The sequence below is a fragment of the Pseudomonas sp. B23(2017) genome (assembly GCF_002113725.1).
Classification (GTDB): Bacteria; Pseudomonadota; Gammaproteobacteria; order Pseudomonadales; family Pseudomonadaceae; genus Aquipseudomonas; species Aquipseudomonas putida_Z.
Genome location: NZ_NEJM01000002.1, coordinates 99,927 through 117,567, shown reverse-complemented (window position 1 = coordinate 117,567; position 17,641 = coordinate 99,927). Strand labels below are relative to the sequence as shown.

At 62.6% G+C, this 17,641-nt stretch carries 16 protein-coding genes; 4 read left to right on the top strand and 12 right to left on the bottom strand.

Annotation, left to right across the window (positions count from 1 at the left end; genetic code table 11):
• Positions 1 to 8 precede the first annotated feature (8 nt).
• The 11 genes from astB to acs form a co-directional block, all read right to left on the bottom strand.
• The gene (astB, locus tag CAG46_RS03840; RefSeq protein ID WP_085614561.1) at positions 9 to 1,358 is read right to left on the bottom strand and encodes an N-succinylarginine dihydrolase; all 1,350 of its coding nucleotides are present in this window, start codon (positions 1,356 to 1,358) and stop codon (positions 9 to 11) included.
• Between the two features lie 23 nt (positions 1,359 to 1,381).
• On the bottom strand, positions 1,382 to 2,845 hold the full coding sequence (astD, locus tag CAG46_RS03835) for a succinylglutamate-semialdehyde dehydrogenase (protein WP_085614562.1): 1,464 nt from the start codon (positions 2,843 to 2,845) through the stop codon (positions 1,382 to 1,384).
• A complete protein-coding gene (astA, locus tag CAG46_RS03830; protein WP_085614563.1) occupies positions 2,846 to 3,874 on the bottom strand; it encodes an arginine N-succinyltransferase in 1,029 nt (342 codons plus the stop codon).
• 78 nt (positions 3,875 to 3,952) lie between these two features.
• On the bottom strand, positions 3,953 to 4,972 hold the full coding sequence (gene aruF, locus CAG46_RS03825; RefSeq protein WP_075045963.1) for an arginine/ornithine succinyltransferase subunit alpha: 1,020 nt from the start codon (positions 4,970 to 4,972) through the stop codon (positions 3,953 to 3,955).
• Between the two features lie 148 nt (positions 4,973 to 5,120).
• Positions 5,121 to 6,341 carry an aspartate aminotransferase family protein gene (locus CAG46_RS03820; RefSeq protein WP_013973653.1) on the bottom strand — a complete coding sequence of 407 codons (1,221 nt, stop codon included), beginning with the start codon at positions 6,339 to 6,341 and terminating at the stop codon, positions 5,121 to 5,123.
• Between the two features lie 342 nt (positions 6,342 to 6,683).
• The gene (gene argR, locus CAG46_RS03815; protein ID WP_075045964.1) at positions 6,684 to 7,664 is read right to left on the bottom strand and encodes a transcriptional regulator ArgR; all 981 of its coding nucleotides are present in this window, start codon (positions 7,662 to 7,664) and stop codon (positions 6,684 to 6,686) included.
• A gap of 98 nt (positions 7,665 to 7,762) precedes the next feature.
• Positions 7,763 to 8,527, bottom strand: coding sequence for an ABC transporter ATP-binding protein (locus CAG46_RS03810; protein WP_025340127.1), 765 nt, complete (start codon positions 8,525 to 8,527; stop codon positions 7,763 to 7,765).
• A gap of 22 nt (positions 8,528 to 8,549) precedes the next feature.
• Positions 8,550 to 9,248 carry an ABC transporter permease gene (locus CAG46_RS03805; RefSeq protein WP_003260115.1) on the bottom strand — a complete coding sequence of 233 codons (699 nt, stop codon included), beginning with the start codon at positions 9,246 to 9,248 and terminating at the stop codon, positions 8,550 to 8,552.
• Entirely contained in the window at positions 9,245 to 9,934 is a 690-nt protein-coding gene (locus CAG46_RS03800; protein WP_003260113.1) for an ABC transporter permease, read from the bottom strand. Before CAG46_RS03800 ends, CAG46_RS03805 begins: the two co-directional genes overlap by 4 nt.
• Before the next feature lie 88 nt (positions 9,935 to 10,022).
• Positions 10,023 to 10,808, bottom strand: a complete 786-nt coding sequence (locus tag CAG46_RS03795; protein WP_075045965.1) for an ABC transporter substrate-binding protein — start codon at positions 10,806 to 10,808, stop codon at positions 10,023 to 10,025.
• Between the two features lie 628 nt (positions 10,809 to 11,436).
• Entirely contained in the window at positions 11,437 to 13,398 is a 1,962-nt protein-coding gene (gene acs, locus CAG46_RS03785; protein ID WP_015271271.1) for an acetate--CoA ligase, read from the bottom strand.
• A gap of 398 nt (positions 13,399 to 13,796) precedes the next feature.
• On the opposite strand from acs, the gene CAG46_RS03780 reads away from it, so the two are divergent.
• Complete coding sequence (locus CAG46_RS03780) at positions 13,797 to 14,051, top strand: DUF2790 domain-containing protein (protein ID WP_003260110.1); 255 nt, start codon at positions 13,797 to 13,799, stop codon at positions 14,049 to 14,051.
• 141 nt (positions 14,052 to 14,192) lie between these two features.
• On the opposite strand, the gene CAG46_RS03775 is transcribed toward CAG46_RS03780, so the two are convergent.
• Positions 14,193 to 15,752, bottom strand: a complete 1,560-nt coding sequence (locus CAG46_RS03775; RefSeq protein WP_025340129.1) for a sigma-54-dependent phenylalanine hydroxylase transcriptional regulator PhhR — start codon at positions 15,750 to 15,752, stop codon at positions 14,193 to 14,195.
• Between the two features lie 255 nt (positions 15,753 to 16,007).
• Here CAG46_RS03775 and phhA point away from each other — a divergent pair, with 255 nt between their 5' ends.
• From phhA to CAG46_RS29025, 3 genes are all read left to right on the top strand, one after another.
• Entirely contained in the window at positions 16,008 to 16,796 is a 789-nt protein-coding gene (gene phhA, locus CAG46_RS03765) for a phenylalanine 4-monooxygenase (protein ID WP_025340130.1), read from the top strand.
• A 39-nt stretch (positions 16,797 to 16,835) separates the two neighbouring features.
• Positions 16,836 to 17,192 (top strand): 4a-hydroxytetrahydrobiopterin dehydratase, encoded by a 357-nt coding sequence (locus CAG46_RS03760; RefSeq protein WP_003254532.1) that lies wholly within the window; start codon positions 16,836 to 16,838, stop codon positions 17,190 to 17,192.
• 274 nt (positions 17,193 to 17,466) lie between these two features.
• Entirely contained in the window at positions 17,467 to 17,595 is a 129-nt protein-coding gene (locus tag CAG46_RS29025) for a hypothetical protein (protein ID WP_015271274.1), read from the top strand.
• The last annotated feature ends 46 nt before the right edge of the window (positions 17,596 to 17,641 follow it).

Genomic DNA, 17,641 nt, shown 5'->3' with positions numbered 1-17,641 from the left:
GTCTCTCTTCAAGGTTGGCGTTGGAACGGATACACCGAGCCCAACTTCAGGATCTGGGTCAATTCGTCCAGTGCCGTACGGCATTCCACCAGCAACTGCGGGTCGGCCAGGTCCGCCTCGCCAAGGCGATCGCGGTAATGCTTGTCGACCCACAGTAGCAGGGTGTCGTACAGCGAGGCGGTCATGATAACGCCTTGGTTGACCGCTGCCAGTTCCGTTTCCTTCAACGCCACGCGCAAACGCAGGCAAGCCGGCCCACCGCCGTTCTGCATACTCTGCTTGAGGTCGAACACCTTGACCTCTTTCACCGCGCCGCCCTGGCTGGTCAACTGGCCCAGGTAGGCCCAGACCCGCTCGTTGTTGCGGCACTCTTCCGGCACCACCAACAGCATGGAGCCGTCGTCGCGGCTGAGCAGCTGGCTGTTGAACAGGTAGGAACGCACCGCGTCCTCCACCGTCACCGCTGCCCGCGGCACGCAGATGGCCTGGAAGTTGCCACCCTTGCTGGCCAGTTTAGCTCGCAGCTGGCCAAGTACCGCGTCGGTGTCGAGGAAAGCGTCCTCGTGATAGAACAGCACCTCGCCGTTACCCACCGCAATTACATCGTTATGGAACACGCCCTGGTCGATCACGGCCGGGTTCTGTTGAGCGTAGACCACGCCGTCATCGCTCAGGCCATGCAGCCGGGCCACAGCCTGGGAGGCTTCCAGGGTTTGCCGGGCCGGGTACTTCTGCGGCGCCGGGTAGCGGCTGTCGAAGGCGCTGCGGCCGTAGACGAAGAACTCCACGCCGGCCTCGCCATATGCACGGCAGAAGCGCGTGTGGTTGGCCGCCCCCTCGTCACCGAACTGCGCCACGGCAGGCAGTGCCTCGTGGTGGGCAAAGTGCTTGTCGTTGCTGAACATGGCACCCAGCACTCGGCTGGTGGTCGGGTGCTCGATACTGCGGTGGTACTTGCAGTTGAGGTTGGCAGCAGTGAAGTGCACGCGGCCATCGGCAGTGTCGGCACTGGGGCTGACCGTGGCGGCGTTGGCCACCCACATGCTCGAGGCCGAGCAGCTGGCCACCAGCAATGGCATGGCCTCCTTGGCGGCGCGCTGGATCACTTCGGCATCGCTGCCGCTGAAGCCCAGGCGGCGCAGTGCGGCCACGTCCGGGCGCTCCTGCGGCGCCAGCACACCCTGCTTGAAGCCCATGTCGGCCAGCGCTTTCATCTTCGCCAGGCCCTGGCGCGCGGCTTCGCGCGGGTTGGAACCCTGCTGGCTGTTGCTCTGCGAAGCCACGTTGCCGTAGGACAGGCCGCCATAGTTGTGGGTAGGCCCCACCAGGCCATCAAAATTCACTTCATAGGATTTCATCGGCTAGGCTCCGTGACCTGTTGTTATAGGGTGACGCCCGGCGTCAGGGTTGCCGGCAAGGCAAGGCTGGCGGTCTCCAGCGAAGCCACGGGGTAAGCGCAGTAGTCCGCCGCGTAATAGGCGCTGGCGCGATGGTTGCCACTGGCGCCCACGCCGCCGAACGGTGCACTGCTGGCGGCACCGGTGAGTTGCTTGTTCCAGTTGACGATGCCAGCGCGGCTGCGCAGCCAGAAGTACTGGTAACGGGCGCGGGAGTCGGACAGCAAACCGGCAGCCAGGCCGTACTGGGTGTTGTTGGCCTCATCGATGGCGGCATCGAAGTCGGCATAGCGGATCACCTGCAGCAGCGGGCCGAAGAACTCTTCGTCCGGGCGCTCGGCCACTGCGGTGACATCGACAATGCCCGGGGTCAGCAGTGCGGCATCGGCCTGTGGCTGGGTCATTTCCAGCAGCTTCACGGCGCCCTTGGCGACCAGTTCGGCCTGGGCTGCAATCAGCGCCTGCGCTGCCTGCAGCGAAATCACCGAGCCCATGAACGGCGCCGGCTGCTGGTCGAACGCACCGACCGTGATGGATCTGCTCACCTCGACCAGGCGCGCGATCAGCGCATCGCCCCAGGCGCCTTGCGGCACCAACAGACGGCGGGCGCAGGTGCAGCGCTGGCCGGCGGAAATGAACGCCGACTGGATAATGGTGTACACCGCCGCATCGAGGTCCTTGACCTCGTCCACCACCAGCGGGTTGTTGCCGCCCATCTCCAGGGCCAGGATCTTGTCCGGGCGGCCGGCGAACTGCTGGTGCAACAGGTTGCCGGTGCGGCTGGAGCCGGTGAAGAACAGGCCATCGATACCCGGGTTGGCGGCCAGCGCCACACCGGTTTCACGCGCGCCCTGCACCAGGTTGAGCACACCCGCCGGCAGCCCGGCGGCAATCCAGCAATTGACGGTCAGCTCGGCGACCTTGGGCGTCAGCTCACTGGGCTTGAACACCACGCAGTTGCCCGCCAGCAGCGCCGGCACGATATGGCCGTTGGGCAGGTGGCCGGGGAAGTTGTAAGGGCCGAACACCGCCACCACACCATGGGGCTTGTGCCGCAGCACGGCCGTGGCATCGGCCAGCGGGCCGCTCTTTTCGCCGGTGCGCTCGCGGTAGCTCTGCACCGAGATCGCTACCTTGTTGATCATGCTGGTGACTTCGGTCGCCGACTCCCACAGGGGCTTGCCGGTTTCCTCACCGATGCACTGGGCCATGGCTTCGGCATGCGCTTTCAGTTGCGTGGCGAACTTCTCCAGCAAATCGATACGCGCTTCCAGGCTCAATTGCGCCCACGCCGGGAAGGCCTGACGGGCTGCCTGCACGGCGGCATCCACCTGGCTGGCGTCAGCGCCCTGCCCCTCCCAGACGACGGCTTGCGTCACCGGGTTGAGCGACTGCAGGGTTTCACCCTGGCCAACCTGCCAATTGCCTGCGATGTAATGCGTGGTCATTTACTGGGCCTCCCGGCTTGCCGACAGCGGCACGGTGCGCACGTTGTCGCCGGCGCCCATGCGCAGGCGCTTGGCGGTCAAGGGGTCGACCACCAGGGTACCGGCAGCCAGCCGCGCAGGTGCGGCCGTGATGCGGCAGTCGTCGCGCTTGCGGTTGTGGATGATGTAAGGCGTCGCGTCATCGCCCGGCGTACCCACCGCCAGCACCAGGGTCTGGCTCTCGCGCACGGCGCGGATATTGGAGGTGTCGCACTCGATGGCAGGGCCGGCATCGAAGATGTCGACGTAGCCCTGGTAGTTGAAGCCTTCCTGCTTGAGCATGGCCAGCGCCGGCTCGGTGTCCTTGTGCACGCGGCCGATCACGTTGCGCGCCGCTTCGGACAGGAAGCAGGTGTACAGCGGGAACTTCGGCATCAGTTCGGCAATGAACGACTTGTTGCCCACGCCGGTGAGGTAGTCGGCCTGGCTGAACTCCATCTTGAAGAAGTGCCGGCCCAGGCTTTCCCAGAACGGCGAGCGGCCCTGCTCGTCGGACATGCCGCGCATTTCGGCGATGATCTTCTTGCCGAACAGCTCGGGGAACTCGGCGATGAACAGCATGCGCGCCCGCGACAGCAAGCGGCCGTTGAGGCCGGAGCGGTAGTCGCTGCGCAGGAACAGCGAGCACAGCTCGGAGTTGCCGGTCAGGTCGTTGGCCAGGAACAGGGTGGGGATTTCGCGGTAGATCTTCAGCTCCTGCGAGGCGCTGACGGTCAGGCCGACCCGGTAGTTGTACCAGGGTTCGCGCAGGCCGACGGCACCGGCGATGGCACTGATGCCCACCACCATGCCTTCGTCGTTTTCCAGCACGAACAGGTAGTCGGTGTCGCCACGCTCGGCTTCGCCGCGGAAGCTCTTCTCCGCCCAGCCAACGCGATGCCCCAGGCGCTCTTCGTTGGCCGGCAGCGTGGTCAGCCCGGTGGTACCGGTGCTGCGTGCCAATTCGATCAACGCAGGCAAATCGCTGCTGCGTACAGGACGAACGATCATGCTATCTCCTTTTGCGGCGGCGGCGGCCGGCGCGAAACTCTTCTAACGCATCAATCCCGAAACGTCTGTTGCCAGACCTCAGACCGCAACCAGACGCACGCTGGCACCCTCGCCCACCCCCAGCGCCTCGGCGGCGGCCGGGCTCAGGCTGACCGGTTTGCCCGGCACCCAGTCCAGGTCCAGCAATACCGCGCGGTAGTCCTGCAACTGGCCGTTGCACACCAGGTACGGGCGCCCGCCCTTGACCGGGGTGTCCTCGAGCTTCACCGGCACCACCCGGCTCTGGGCGATCGAGCGGATACCCGAAGTACGCGCATGCAGGGTCGGGCCGCCATCGAAGATGTCGATGTAGTGCTCGGTCTCGAAGCCTTCGCGCATGAGGATGTCGAAGGTAATCTGCGCCCGCGGGTGCACCTGGCCCATGGCTTCCTGCGCCAGGTCAGGCAGCAGCGGCACGTAGATCGGGTAGTGCGGCATCAGTTCGGCGAGGAAGGTGCGGCTCTTCAGGCCGCACAGGCGCTCGGCGTGGGCATAGTTGAGGTCGAAGAAGTTGCGGCCGATGGCATCCCAGAACGGCGATTCACCCTGCTCGTCGCTGTAGCCGACGATCTCGGTCACCACCGAGTCGGCGAACCGCTCCGGGTGAGCGGCCATGAACAGCAGGCGACCACGCGAATTGAGCTCGGCCCAGCCACTGTTCACCAGTTCCGGCAGCACATAGAAGCTGGTCAGCAGGCTGTTGCCGGTCAGATCATGGCACAGCGACAGCACGTGGATCTTGTTATGGATCTTCAGCTCGCGCGAGGCGTGCACGAAGGTCTCGTTACGAAAACTGTAGAACGGCTCGGAGTAGCCGGCCGAAGCGACGATGGCCGAGCAACCGGCCAGCTTGCCGGTTTCGCTGTCCTCGAGCACGAAGAAGTAGCTTTCTTCACCGTTGAAGCTGACCTCGGCGGCGAAGGAAGTCTCGGATGCGGCGATCTTGTCGCCCAGGCGAGCGGTGTCGTCCGGCAGCGAGGTGACACCAATGGGGCTGTCTGCAGCCATGCGCTGCACTTCGTTCAGATCAGCCATTTGCGCGGGGCGCATCACCAGCATGGTGTCACTCCTTTGGAATACGGGCCGCTCACGGCGGCACGGAAAAACGGCAGGTGCACTGGCACCTGCACTGGAATCGGGTATCACCGGCGCGGTGCAGACTCGGGTTGAGCCTGCACCGGGCGCCGGCGAAGGAACCGCAGGCGGATCAGCCCTTGGTCAGGGTGGCCACGGCGCGCTCGAAGCGGTCCAGGCCTTCGTCGATGTCGGCGTCTTCAACTACCAGGCTTGGCGCGAAGCGGACCACGTCCGGGCCCGCCTGCAGCACCATCACGCCTTCTTTCTCGGCGGCGTTGAGCACGTCCTTGGCCTTGCCTTTCCAGGCCTCGGTCAACACACAGCCCAGCAGCAGGCCAACGCCACGCACCTGGCTGAACAGGTTGTACTTCTGGCCGATCTGCTCCAGGCGGACCTTGAAGCGCTCGTGCTTGGCCTTGATGCCGGCCAGGGTTTCCGGGGTGTTGACCACATCCAGCACCGCGCAGGCGACGGCGCAGCCCAGCGGGTTGCCGCCGTAGGTGGTGCCGTGGGTGCCGACGGCCAGGTGCTTGGCCAGCTCGGTGGTGGTCAGCATGGCACCGATCGGGAAACCGCCGCCCAGGCTCTTGGCGCTGGTCAGGATGTCCGGGGTAACGCCGTAGTGCTGGTAGGCATACAGCGAACCGGTACGGCCAACGCCGGTCTGCACTTCGTCGAAGATCAGCAGGGCGTTGTGTTCGTCACACAGTTTGCGCGCGCCTTCCAGGTAGGCCTTGTCGGCCGGCACCACGCCGCTCTCGCCCTGGATCGGCTCGATCACCACGGCGCAGGTCTTGTCGGAAATCTGTGCTTTCAGCGCTTCCAGGTCGTTGTACGGCACATGGCTGATGCCGGTGATCTTCGGGCCGAAGCCATCGGAGTACTTAGGCTGGCCACCGACGCTTACGGTGAACAGGGTACGGCCGTGGAAGCTGTTCACGGTGGCGATGATTTCGTGCTTTTCCGGGCCGAAGCGGTCGTGGGCAACGCGACGGGCCAGCTTGAAGGCGGCCTCGTTGGACTCGGCGCCGGAGTTGCAGAAGAACGCACGGTCGGCAAAGGTGGCGTCCACCAGCTTGTGGGCCAGGCGCAGGGCCGGCTCGTTGGTGAACACATTGGATACGTGCCAGAGGGTGTTGGCCTGCTCGGTCAGGGCCTTGACCAGTGCCGGGTGGCAGTGGCCCAGGGCGTTGACCGCGATGCCACCGGCAAAGTCGATCAATTCGCGACCCGACTGGTCCCAGACGCGGGAACCCTCGCCTCGCACAGGAATGAAGGCCGCCGGAGAATAGTTGGGGACCATGACCTGGTCGAAATCGGCACGTTGCACCGGGGCTTGCTCAACGGACATCTGAGTCTCCTGAAGAGGAACGCTGGCCTGGAAGTGGCGAGCGATGGGGGGATTGTAAGGACTGATCCGCGCCTGTCCTTGCGGCCAAGCGACAACTTGTTACAGCGCAAAACCCAGTTTTGACAAGGCTTTCGGCAATGCGACAAACACTGTCGCAATCGCGCAGTGTACGGGAGAGAGGGGGCTGGGTGAACGGGTGTACACATATAGAAGCGTGGTTGCCTGTACCGGCCGATTTGCGGGCTCGCCCGCTCCCACAAGTGCCCCGTAACCATCAAGGCCTGTGGTGATTCTGTGGGAGCTGGCTTGCCGGCGATAGGGCCAGTACAGACTACAGGGCAATCAGCCTTTTTCGGCAGGCGCCGAGCTCAGTTCGAACGGGCTGCTGCTACGCCGCTGGTTGCGATCCTCCCGCGGCGTTGCGCCAAAGAAGTTGCGGTAGGCACTGGAAAAATGCGGCCCCGACGAGAAGCCGCAGGACAGCCCGATCTGGATGATCGACTTGCTGGTCTGCATCAGCATCTGCCGCGCCTTGTTCAGCCGCAGCTCCAGATAGTACTGGCTCGGCACGCGGTTCAGGTACTGCTTGAAGATACGCTCCAGCTGCCGGCGCGAAACGCACACGTGCTGGGCAATTTCGTCGGTGGTCAGCGGCTCTTCGATGTTGGCCTCCATCAGCAGCACCGCCTGGGTCAGCTTGGGGTGGCTGGAGCCCAGGCGGTTCTGCAGCGGAATGCGCTGGCGCTCGCCACCCTCGCGGATGCGCTCGACCACCAGCTCCTCCGACACTGCCCCGGCCAGCTCCGCCCCGTGGTCACGGGCCAGCACCGCCAGCAGCAGGTCGGTCACGGCCATGCCACCACAAGCGGTCAGGCGATCGCGGTCCCAGTCGAACAGGTGGCTGGTGGCGATGACCTTGGGGAAGCGCTCGGCAAAATCATCCTGCCAGCGCCAGTGCACCGCAGCCCGGTAACCGTCGAGCAGGCCCAGCATCGCCAAGGGGTAGACCCCAGCCGACAGGCCGCCGATCATGCAGCCACTGCGCGCCAGTTGCTTGAGCGCCGCCGACAACGCAGCCCCCACCGCCGGCGGCTGCTCGTCAGCCAACAGGAACAGCTTTTGGCAGCCCTCAAGGCGGCCGTTCCACGGCTCGCCCGGCAGGCGCCAGCTGCCCTCTTGCGCCGGCTCCGCCTGCAGGAAGACCAGCTCGTAGGCCACCTCCGGGTGCACCCGTTGCGCCACCTGCAACACTTCCTCGGCCAGCGCCAGGGTCAAGGGCCGGGTGCTGGGCCAGATGAGAAAACCGATTCGCTGGGTGGTCATAGGGTGCGGTCCGAAACCTGAGGTCGTTCGAGTCTGTGCGCCGGGTCAGGCTGCGCTCGCCGCGCAGCATGCCCTATTCTGGTGCAAAATTGCAGTTTTTACTTCAGGCTGCCGGAGAGGAACTGCTTCAGGCGCTCCGACTGCGGGTTGGCCAGCACTTCACGCGGGCAGCCGGTTTCTTCCACCAGGCCCTTGTGCAGGAACACCAGCTGGTTGGACACCTCACGGGCAAAGCCCATTTCGTGGGTCACCACCACCATGGTGCGGCCTTCCTGGGCTAGCGCCTGCATAACCTTGAGCACATCGCCCACCAGTTCCGGGTCCAGCGCCGAGGTCGGCTCGTCGAACAGCATGACCTCCGGCTCCATGGCCAGCGCCCGGGCAATTGCCACACGCTGCTGCTCGCCGCCGGACATGTGCCCCGGGAAGGCGTCCTTGCGATGAGCGACACCCACCTTGGCCAGGTAGTGCTCGGCCTTTTCCAGGGCTTCCTTGCGGTTCACGCCCAGCACGTGCACCGGCGCTTCGATGATGTTTTCCAGCGCGGTCATGTGCGACCACAGGTTGAAGTGCTGGAAAACCATCGACAGGCGCGAGCGCATGCGCTGCAGCTGACGCGGGTCGGCGGCCTTGAGCGCACCGTCCTTGCCCGGTACCAGCTTCAACTCTTCGTTGTTGAGCAGGATCTTGCCGGCGTGCGGCTGCTCCAGCAGGTTGATGCAGCGCAGGAAGGTCGACTTGCCCGAACCGCTGGAGCCGATGATGCTGATGACATCGCCTGCCTTGGCCGACAGGGACACGCCCTTGAGCACTTCATGGCTGCCGTAGCGCTTGTGCAGGTCTTGGACTTCGAGTTTGTACATGCTGTCGATTCTCACAAAGCGGTCAGTGCTTGCGCGGCGCCAGGTAGCCGAGCCAGCGGCGTTCGGCCATCTTGAACAGGCGCACCAGGATGAAGGTCAGGCACAGATAGAACACGCCCGCCGTGATATAGGCCTCGAAAGGCAGGTAGTACTGGGCATTGACCGTGCGCGCAGCGCCAGTGATGTCGATCAGGGTGACGATCGACGCCAGGCTGGTGGTCTGCAGCATCATGATCACTTCGTTGCTGTACTGCGGCAGCGCCCGGCGCAGGGCCGACGGCAGCAGGATGCGCCGGTACATCTTCATGCGCGACATGCCCATGGCCTTGGCCGCCTCGATTTCGCCGTGGGGCGTAGCCTTGAGGCTGCCGGCGATGATTTCGGCGGTGTAGGCACTGGTGTTGATGCCGAACGCCAGGCAGGCGCAGAAGGTAGCGCTGGACAGCAGCGGCCACAGGAAGCTTTCGCGCACCGCCTCGAACTGCGCCAGGCCGTAGTAGATCAGGAACAGCTGCACCAGCATCGGCGTGCCGCGGATCACGTAGGTGTACAGCCACGCCACGAGATTGACCGCTGGCTGCTTGGACACCCGCATCAGGCCCAGCGGAATGGCCGCCAGCAGCCCGAAGAACAGCGAAATCGCCAGCAGCTTGAGGGTGGTCAGCAGGCCGCCGAAGTACATCGGCAGTGCCTCCCAGACGACGTTGTAGTCGAAGATCATAGTTCAGCCACCTTGACGCCAACCGAGTAGCGGCGCTCGAGATACTTCAGGGCCAGCAGCGAGATGCTGGTCAGCACCAGGTACAGGGCCGCCACCGCCAGGAAGAAGGTGAAAGGCTCGCGGGTGGCGTCGGCCGCCTGCTTGGCCTTGAACATCATGTCCTGCAGGCCCACTACCGAAATCAGCGCGGTGGCCTTGGTCAGCACCAGCCAGTTGTTGGTGAAGCCCGGGATCGCCAGGCGAATCATTTGCGGCACCTGGATGCGGAAGAACACCTGGCGGTTGCTCATGCCATACGCCACGCCCGCTTCGGCCTGGCCTTTCGGAATACCGAGGAACGCACCGCGGAAGGTTTCCGACAGGTAGGCACCAAAGATGAAGCCCAGGGTACCGATACCCGCGATCAGCGGATTCAGGTCGATGTAGTCTTCATAACCGAGCAGCGGCGCAACCCGGTTGATGATGTCCTGCCCGCCGTAGAAGATCAGCAGGATCAGGACCAGGTCCGGAATACCACGAATCACCGTGGAATACAGATCGCCCAGCCAGGCCAGCCAGCGCACCGGCGACAAGCGCAGCGCCACACCGATCAGGCCGAGCACGATGGCCAGGGCCATCGACGACAGGGCGAGCTGAAGCGTCAGCCACGCCCCGTCGAGGATGACTGCCCCGTAGCCTTTCAACATGATGAGGTCCTCGACCTAGAGAATGAAAAATGGTGCAAACCTCAGAGCCTCTGCTGTTTGCACCATTGCACAGGTGAAACCCGACGTCTTAGTTCGAGTCTGGACCGTAGATGTCGAAGTTGAAGTACTTCTTCTCGATTTCTTTGTACTTGCCGTTGGCACGAATGGCGTCGATGGCAGCGTTGATGCGGTCGACGTTGGCCTTGTCACCCTTGCGCACGGCAATACCGATGCCGTCACCGAAGTACTTGGCGTCGGTGAAGGACGGGCCTACGAAGGCGAAGCCCTTGCCGGCGTCGGTCTTGAGGAAGCCGTCTTCCAGCAGGGTGGCGTCAGCCACGGTGCCATCGAGGCGGCCAGCTGCCACGTCCAGGTAGATTTCGTTCTGGGTGCCGTAAGGAACCACGGTGGCACCTTTGGCGCCCAGTACTTCCTTGGCGAAGCGGTCGTGGATCGAGCCGCGCTGCACACCAATCTTCTTGCCCTTGAGCTCATCCAGGCTGTCGCTGACGGCGGTACCTTCCTTCATCACCAGGCGCGCCGGGGTCAGGTAGTAGCGCTTGGTGAAGTCGACCGATTTCTTGCGGTCTTCGGTGATCGACATGGACGACAGGATGGCGTCGATCTTGCGCACTTTCAGCGCCGGGATCAGGCCGTCGAACTCCTGCTCGACCCAGGTGCACTTGGCTTTCATCTCTTCGCACAGGGCGTTGCCGATGTCGTAGTCAAAACCGGCAATGCTGCCGTCTGGCTGCTTGAAGGCGAAGGGTGGGTAGGCGGCTTCGATGCCGATTTTCAGCGGTTTTTCATCGGCCTGCGACACCAGGGAAAACACGGACAGCGCCAGGGCGCCAAGCAGTGCGAGCTTCTTCATCAGGTAACTCCATCGGTACGGAGCAATACAAGGCAGGTAACGGCTGCCCGATATGCGAATGGGTACAACGCGAGCCGCGCAGGGTTCGACCAAGGTCGCAGACCACGAGCGAGTGATTGGCATTTTAACGACAGCCCGGTAGTCGATATTTCTTCAAAGCGACAACTACTTACAGAAGCGCTTGAAACGGCAGCGGGCGATGTTGACAGCCATTGCAAAATATGCAAGAGCGCAAGAAATAGAACCTATAGTACTAGCAATTCCCGGGCCTATTATTGGCAAAGCCTTGTATTACGGCAAGTGCAGCGTGCCGTGTCGCAAAAAAGGCTGCGAAAACGCACTGAAACAGGCCGGATTTGTTTCCTGGCGCCCCGATATTGTGCGGCGCCGGTGACAGAACAGTTACCGATGAATGTCGGGTAACAGTAAAGCAAAAAACCCCGCCGGTTGCCCGGACGGGGTTTTTATTGGCTGATCTCACAGGTACAGCACACGCCTTACCCTGTGGGAGCGGCTTCAGCCGCGAACACCGGCAACGCCGGTGCCATCCACCGCGCTGGGTTCTTCGCGGCTAAAGCCGCTCCCACAGGGATCGCATAAAGCCGTCAGCATGCGCCCTGCGTCGCTATCAGGCCGAAGCCAGGCTCATGGCCTTGTGGGTATCGATCAGGTGCTGCACCACACCCGGGTCGGCCAGGGTCGAGATATCGCCCAGGGCATCGTACTCACCCGTGGCAATCTTGCGCAGGATGCGGCGCATGATCTTGCCCGACCGGGTCTTCGGCAGCCCCGGCGCCCACTGGATCACATCCGGCGAGGCGATCGGGCCGATTTCCTTGCGCACCCAGTTCTTCAGCTCCAGGCGCAGCTGCTCGCTGGCCTCGATACCGGCGTTGAGGGTGACATACACATAGATGCCCTGCCCCTTGATGTCGTGCGGCACACCCACCACCGCGGCCTCGGCCACTTTCGCATGCGCCACCATGGCACTTTCGATCTCGGCAGTACCCATGCGGTGACCGGACACGTTCAGCACGTCATCCACGCGGCCGGTGATCCAGTAGTAGCCATCCTCGTCGCGGCGCGCACCGTCACCGGTGAAGTACATGCCACGGAAGGTCTTGAAGTAGGTATCGACGAAACGGTCGTGGTCGCCGTACAGCGAACGCGACTGGCCCGGCCAGGAATCGAGGATCACCAGGTTGCCTTCGGCAGCACCCTCGATCAGGTTGCCCAGGTTGTCCACCAGCGCCGGCACCACGCCGAAGAACGGGCGGGTTGCCGAGCCCGGCTTGAGGCCGGTAGCGCCCGGCAGCGGGCTGATCAGGATGCCGCCGGTCTCGGTCTGCCACCAGGTGTCGACGATCGGGCAACGCTCCTTGCCCACGGTCTTGTAGTACCAGTTCCAGGCTTCGGGGTTGATCGGCTCACCCACCGAGCCCAGCAGGCGCAGGCTGGAGCCATCGGCACCTTCAACAGCAGCCTGCCCTTCGGCCATCATCGCGCGGATGGCGGTTGGCGCGGTGTACAGGATGTTGACCTTGTGCTTGTCGACGATCTTCGACACGCGGGTGATGTCGGGGTAGTTCGGCACGCCTTCGAACAGCAGGGTGGTGGCGCCGTTGGCCAGCGGGCCGTAGACGATGTAGCTGTGGCCGGTGACCCAACCCACGTCGGCGGTGCACCAGTACACCTCGCCCGGGCGATAGTCGAACACGCGCTCATGGGTCAGCGCGGCGTATACCAGGTAGCCGCCAGTGGTGTGCAGCACGCCCTTCGGCTTGCCGGTGGAGCCGGAGGTATAAAGGATGAACAGCGCTTCCTCGGCACCCATCTCTTTTGGCGCGCAGTGGCTGGAGGCGACTTTCATCAGGTCTTCGTACCAGATGTCGCGGTGCTGGTGCCAGGCAATGTCGCCACCGGTGCGCTTGCACACGATGATCTTCTGCACGCTGTTGGTTTCAGGGTTGGTCAGCGCCAGGTCGACGTTGGCCTTGAGCGGGGTACGCCGGCCACCGCGCACGCCTTCGTCGGCGGTAATCACGACCTTGGACTTGCAGTCGATGATACGGCCGGCCAGCGCCTCCGGCGAGAAGCCGCCGAACACCACCGAATGGATCGCACCGATACGGGCACAGGCCAGCATGGCGACCACGGCCTCGGGGATCATCGGCATATAGATGGTGACCACGTCACCCCGGTGCACATCCTGGCCACGCAGGGCGTTGGCGAACTTGCAGACCTGCTCGTGCAGTTCGCGGTAGGTGATGTTGCGGTGTTCGGAAGGGTCGTCGCCTTCCCAGATGATGGCCAGCTGGTCGCCGCGCTCTTCGAGGTGGCGGTCCAGGCAGTTGGAGGAAACGTTCAGAGTGCCGTCGGCGAACCATTTGATATCGACGTGGTGGTCGTCGAAGGAGGTCTGCTTGACCTTGGTGAACGGCTTGATCCAGTCGATGCGCTGGGCCTGCTCGCGCCAGAAGCCGTCCGGGTTGATCACCGACTGCTGGTACATGGCCTTGTAGGTGGCCTCGTCGGTCAGGGTGGTGGCCGCAACCTCGGGACGAACGGGATACAGTGGAGCCGCACTCATCTGTGTTACCTCGGTGTAATAGTTGTTTTTGTATGGAACCGTTTGTAACTGTACCAGAGCGACAAAAGCCATTCGACGTTGGTAGTAATTTGGTACGCCCGTCCCGACAAAGCGCTCTGGCACGCACCTTACAGCCCTGGTGAGGAAAAAATGGGGCCGTTTAACAGCGGATTGTTACAGATTCTGTCAAAACACTTTATCAAAAGACCCACTGTTTCGGCCTTGGCCCCAGCCATAAAATTCACCTCGCCAGCAACGGCAAGGCGATTAACAACTGGTAACAGCCCCCACGAAGGCAAACGTTAATCCCCATCCAAACCCGATAGTTAAAACTAGCAATACTCGCGGCGCCATAAGCGCCGCGTGCCCCCTCACGACCTTAGACAGGTAAATTGAAAATGAAAGCTTTACTGGTATTGGTACTTGGCAGTCTTTGCGGCGCGGCGATGGCCGGCGAAGCCAAAGATGCCGAGCAGATTCCGGTTGAACAGTACAGTTACTCGCAGCACCTGGACATTGCCCGCGTCATTTCCATGAGCGAAGTGCCCAATGTGTGCGAAGTCGTGCCAGCCCGCATGACCTACGAGGACTCCAAGGGCCAGAAGCACATTCTCGAATACCGCGTGATGGGGAACGGCTGCTCGAACGGCTGATACCTTGTGAATTGGGGGCCCTGCGGGCCCCTTTCGCGACACAAGGCCGCTCCTGCATTGATAGGCGTACGCAGGCCTTTGTAGGAGCGGCCTTGTGTCGCGAAAGGACTGCGCAGCAGTCCCGCCTCTTATAAATCCTGATTAATCTGCAGACTTGCCAAGTGAATAATCCCTCAACTTGTTGGCAATAGTCGTATGCGAAACACCCAGTCGTTTACCTAAAGCCCGACTACTCGGGAATTCCCCCATCAAACTTTCCAGCACCGCTTTTTCAAAGCGCCCGACAATCTGCGAAAGATCCCCGTCCAGCGAAAACTCACCCAGCGGTTGGCGCACGCCGTAATCCGGCAAACGTATATGTTCACTTTTGACCACGCCGCCTTCGCATAACGAAACCGCCTGGAACAACACGTTTTCCAACTGCCTTACATTACCCGGCCAATGATACTGGCCAAGTTTGTCCATCGCCGCCGGCGCCAGGCGCGGCATGGCGCAGCCAATCTGTCGGCTGGCCTGGTCGAGAAAGTGCTGAACCAGCCCTTCCAGGCCATCCATGCATTCGCGCAATGGCGGAATGTGCAGCGACAACACATTGAGCCGGTGATACAGGTCCTGACGAAACTCGCCACGGGCACACAATTCGGACAAATCCACCTGGGTCGCGCAGATCACCCGCACATCCAGGTACACCTCTTCATCGCTGCCGACACGACGGAAACAGCCATCCTGCAGAAAACGCAGCAGCTTCACTTGCAGGCGCGGGCTCATCTCCCCTACCCCGTCAAGGAACAGCGTGCCACCGGCGGTCAGCTCCAGCAGCCCCAGCTTGCCCTCGGCCCGCGCCCCTTCGAATGCCCCGGGCCCGTAACCGAACAGCTCGGTCTCGGCCATCGACTCGGGCAACCCGGCGCAGTTGAGCGCCATCAGCGGTGACTGGCCGCGCGGGCTAGCCAAGTGGCAGGCACGCGCCAGCAACTCCTTGCCGGTGCCGGTTTCGCCCTCGATCAGCAATGGTGCGTCCAGCGGCGCCATGCGCCGCGCCTCGCGTACCACCGCAGCCATCACCCGCGAGCTCTGGAAGATACTGTCGAAACCGCGCAGTTCCTGCTTGCGCACGTTGTAGATGCGCTCACCGATACGGTCGGCGCGGTGCAGGGTCAACACCGCGCCAGCCAGCGCCTCGCTGTCGTCGTGCTCGGACTGCAGCGGCGCGATATCGGCCAGGAACACATCGCCCTTGACCTTGATGCGCAGGCCATTGATGCGCGACTTGTTGGCCCGCACCAGCTCTGGCAGGTCGAAATCCTCCACATAGCGCGCCAGCGGCATGCCCGGCACTTCGTCCACCCGTACCCCCAGCAGCTGTGCAGCAGCCCGGTTGGCGGCGACGATGCTGCCACCCATGTCGATCGACAGCACCGGGAAGTCCAGCGCCCCCAGCAGCGCATTCAGCTCCATGTGCCGGCGCTCGCTGGGCATCAGCCCCACGCGCTTGACACCGAATACCCCGGCAATCGCTTCGAACTTCGGCCGCAGCGCCTGGAACTGCAGATTGATCAGGTTCGGGCAATGCAGGTAGATGGCGTTGCCATGGTCACCGCCCACCTCGCCACGCAGCACGTTGATGCCGTACTCCACCAGCAGGTTGAGGATGTCGCGCAGGATGCCAATACGGTTCTGGCAATGCACTTTGATACGCATGAGGGCTCTCGAAGCGCCAATGTTTTTCAACACCGCGCGGAAAAGTCGTAAAGATAAGCTGACAAAAACAGCCGAAGCTTCAGCCAGATGCCTCGGATTTTCCGACACCTGCGTCTTTTTGTAAAATTATCGTTACGAAAACGTCGCCCCAAGCCAACCCGCCCACTGGCCCACCCCGTGCAAAGCGGCCAGCGAAGGGATATTCCTAAGGCATGTCCTGCACATAACAAGAAAAGCCCTCACCAGGAGAGCCACATGAAACAGACGCAATACGTGGCACGCGAGCCCGATGCGCATGGTTTTATCGATTACCCGCAGCAAGAGCATGCGGTATGGAACACCCTGATCACCCGTCAGCTGAAAGTGATCGAAGGCCGCGCGTGCCAGGAATACCTGGACGGCATCGACCAGCTCAAGCTGCCCCATGACCGTATTCCGCAACTGGGCGAGATCAACAAGGTGCTGGGCGCCACCACCGGTTGGCAGGTTGCCCGGGTCCCGGCGCTGATCCCCTTCCAGACCTTCTTCGAACTGCTGGCCAGCAAGCGCTTCCCGGTGGCCACTTTCATCCGCACCCCGGAAGAGCTGGACTACCTGCAAGAGCCCGATATCTTCCACGAGATCTTCGGCCACTGCCCGCTGCTGACCAACCCCTGGTTCGCCGAATTCACCCATACCTACGGCAAGCTCGGCCTGGCCGCGACCAAGGAACAACGCGTCTACCTGGCGCGCCTGTACTGGATGACCATCGAGTTCGGCCTGATGGAAACCGCGCAGGGCCGCAAGATCTATGGCGGCGGCATCCTCTCGTCGCCAAAGGAGACCGTCTACAGTCTGTCTGGCGAGCCCGAGCACCAGGCCTTCGATCCGATCGAGGCCATGCGCACACCGTATCGCATCGACATCCTGCAGCCACTGTATTTCGTGCTGCCGAACATGAAGTGCCTGTTCGACCTGGCCCACGAAGACATCATGGGCATGGTTCACAAAGCCATGCAGCTGGGCCTGCACGCACCGAAGTTTCCACCCAAGGTCGCTGCCTGAGCGACCTTGCCGATAACAACTCGAACCGGAAAACACCACATGAATGCCTTGAACCAAGCCCATTGCGAAGCCTGCCGCGCCGACGCACCAAAGGTCACCGACGAAGAGCTGGCCGAGCTGATTCGCGAAATCCCGGACTGGAACATCGAAGTACGTGACGGCCACATGGAGCTGGAGCGCGTGTTCCTGTTCAAGAACTTCAAGCACGCCCTGGCGTTCACCAATGCCGTGGGCGAGATCGCCGAGGCCGAAGGCCACCACCCGGGCCTGCTGACCGAGTGGGGCAAGGTCACCGTGACCTGGTGGAGCCACTCGATCAAAGGCCTGCACCGCAATGACTTCATCATGTGCGCACGCACCGACAAGGTGGCGGAGACGGCTGAAGGCCGCAAGTAAGCACTGAGAAACTGGGGCCTGTGGGAGCGGGTTCACCCGCGAAGCAGACAACGCGGTGCATGGCACCGGCTTCGCCGGTGTTCGCGGGTAAACCCGCTCCCACAGGGGCCCCAGTTTTTTGCAGGAATAATGTCCGCTGTTCGCCCGCAAAACCGACAAGCGACCGCTAAAAAATCCAAACTGTCATCCAGACTTGTGTATCCTGCCCCAGCTTTGCGAAGCTTCAAACGCGCCTGGCGCAGACTTTTCACTCACACTTGCGAGGAACGACGAGATGCATGAAATCCCGAATCTTCCCTTCCCAAGCCTGAACCCAGAAGAGCCAACCGTGACCGTTCACGCCGAACCGGCAGCTGCCGTCGAGCAGGATGGTGACGATCAATCCAGCGCTGACCAGGAATAACCGCGCATCCCCGACTGTGTGAAAACGGCTGACCTGCGGGCTACCC

What these genes read in the sequence shown, in the direction of transcription:
- astB (WP_085614561.1), bottom strand. Translation starts at nt 1,358, where the DNA reads ATGAAATCCTATGAAGTGAATTTTGATGGCCTGGTGGGGCCTACCCAC.
- astD (WP_085614562.1), bottom strand. Translation starts at nt 2,845, where the DNA reads ATGACCACGCATTACATCGCAGGCAATTGGCAGGTTGGCCAGGGTGAA.
- astA (WP_085614563.1), bottom strand. Translation starts at nt 3,874, where the DNA reads ATGATCGTTCGTCCTGTACGCAGCAGCGATTTGCCTGCGTTGATCGAA.
- aruF (WP_075045963.1), bottom strand. Translation starts at nt 4,972, where the DNA reads ATGCTGGTGATGCGCCCCGCGCAAATGGCTGATCTGAACGAAGTGCAG.
- CAG46_RS03820 (WP_013973653.1), bottom strand. Translation starts at nt 6,341, where the DNA reads ATGTCCGTTGAGCAAGCCCCGGTGCAACGTGCCGATTTCGACCAGGTC.
- argR (WP_075045964.1), bottom strand. Translation starts at nt 7,664, where the DNA reads ATGACCACCCAGCGAATCGGTTTTCTCATCTGGCCCAGCACCCGGCCC.
- CAG46_RS03810 (WP_025340127.1), bottom strand. Translation starts at nt 8,527, where the DNA reads ATGTACAAACTCGAAGTCCAAGACCTGCACAAGCGCTACGGCAGCCAT.
- CAG46_RS03805 (WP_003260115.1), bottom strand. Translation starts at nt 9,248, where the DNA reads ATGATCTTCGACTACAACGTCGTCTGGGAGGCACTGCCGATGTACTTC.
- CAG46_RS03800 (WP_003260113.1), bottom strand. Translation starts at nt 9,934, where the DNA reads ATGTTGAAAGGCTACGGGGCAGTCATCCTCGACGGGGCGTGGCTGACG.
- CAG46_RS03795 (WP_075045965.1), bottom strand. Translation starts at nt 10,808, where the DNA reads ATGAAGAAGCTCGCACTGCTTGGCGCCCTGGCGCTGTCCGTGTTTTCC.
- acs (WP_015271271.1), bottom strand. Translation starts at nt 13,398, where the DNA reads ATGAGTGCGGCTCCACTGTATCCCGTTCGTCCCGAGGTTGCGGCCACC.
- CAG46_RS03780 (WP_003260110.1), top strand. Translation starts at nt 13,797, where the DNA reads ATGAAAGCTTTACTGGTATTGGTACTTGGCAGTCTTTGCGGCGCGGCG.
- CAG46_RS03775 (WP_025340129.1), bottom strand. Translation starts at nt 15,752, where the DNA reads ATGCGTATCAAAGTGCATTGCCAGAACCGTATTGGCATCCTGCGCGAC.
- phhA (WP_025340130.1), top strand. Translation starts at nt 16,008, where the DNA reads ATGAAACAGACGCAATACGTGGCACGCGAGCCCGATGCGCATGGTTTT.
- CAG46_RS03760 (WP_003254532.1), top strand. Translation starts at nt 16,836, where the DNA reads ATGAATGCCTTGAACCAAGCCCATTGCGAAGCCTGCCGCGCCGACGCA.
- CAG46_RS29025 (WP_015271274.1), top strand. Translation starts at nt 17,467, where the DNA reads ATGCATGAAATCCCGAATCTTCCCTTCCCAAGCCTGAACCCAGAAGAG.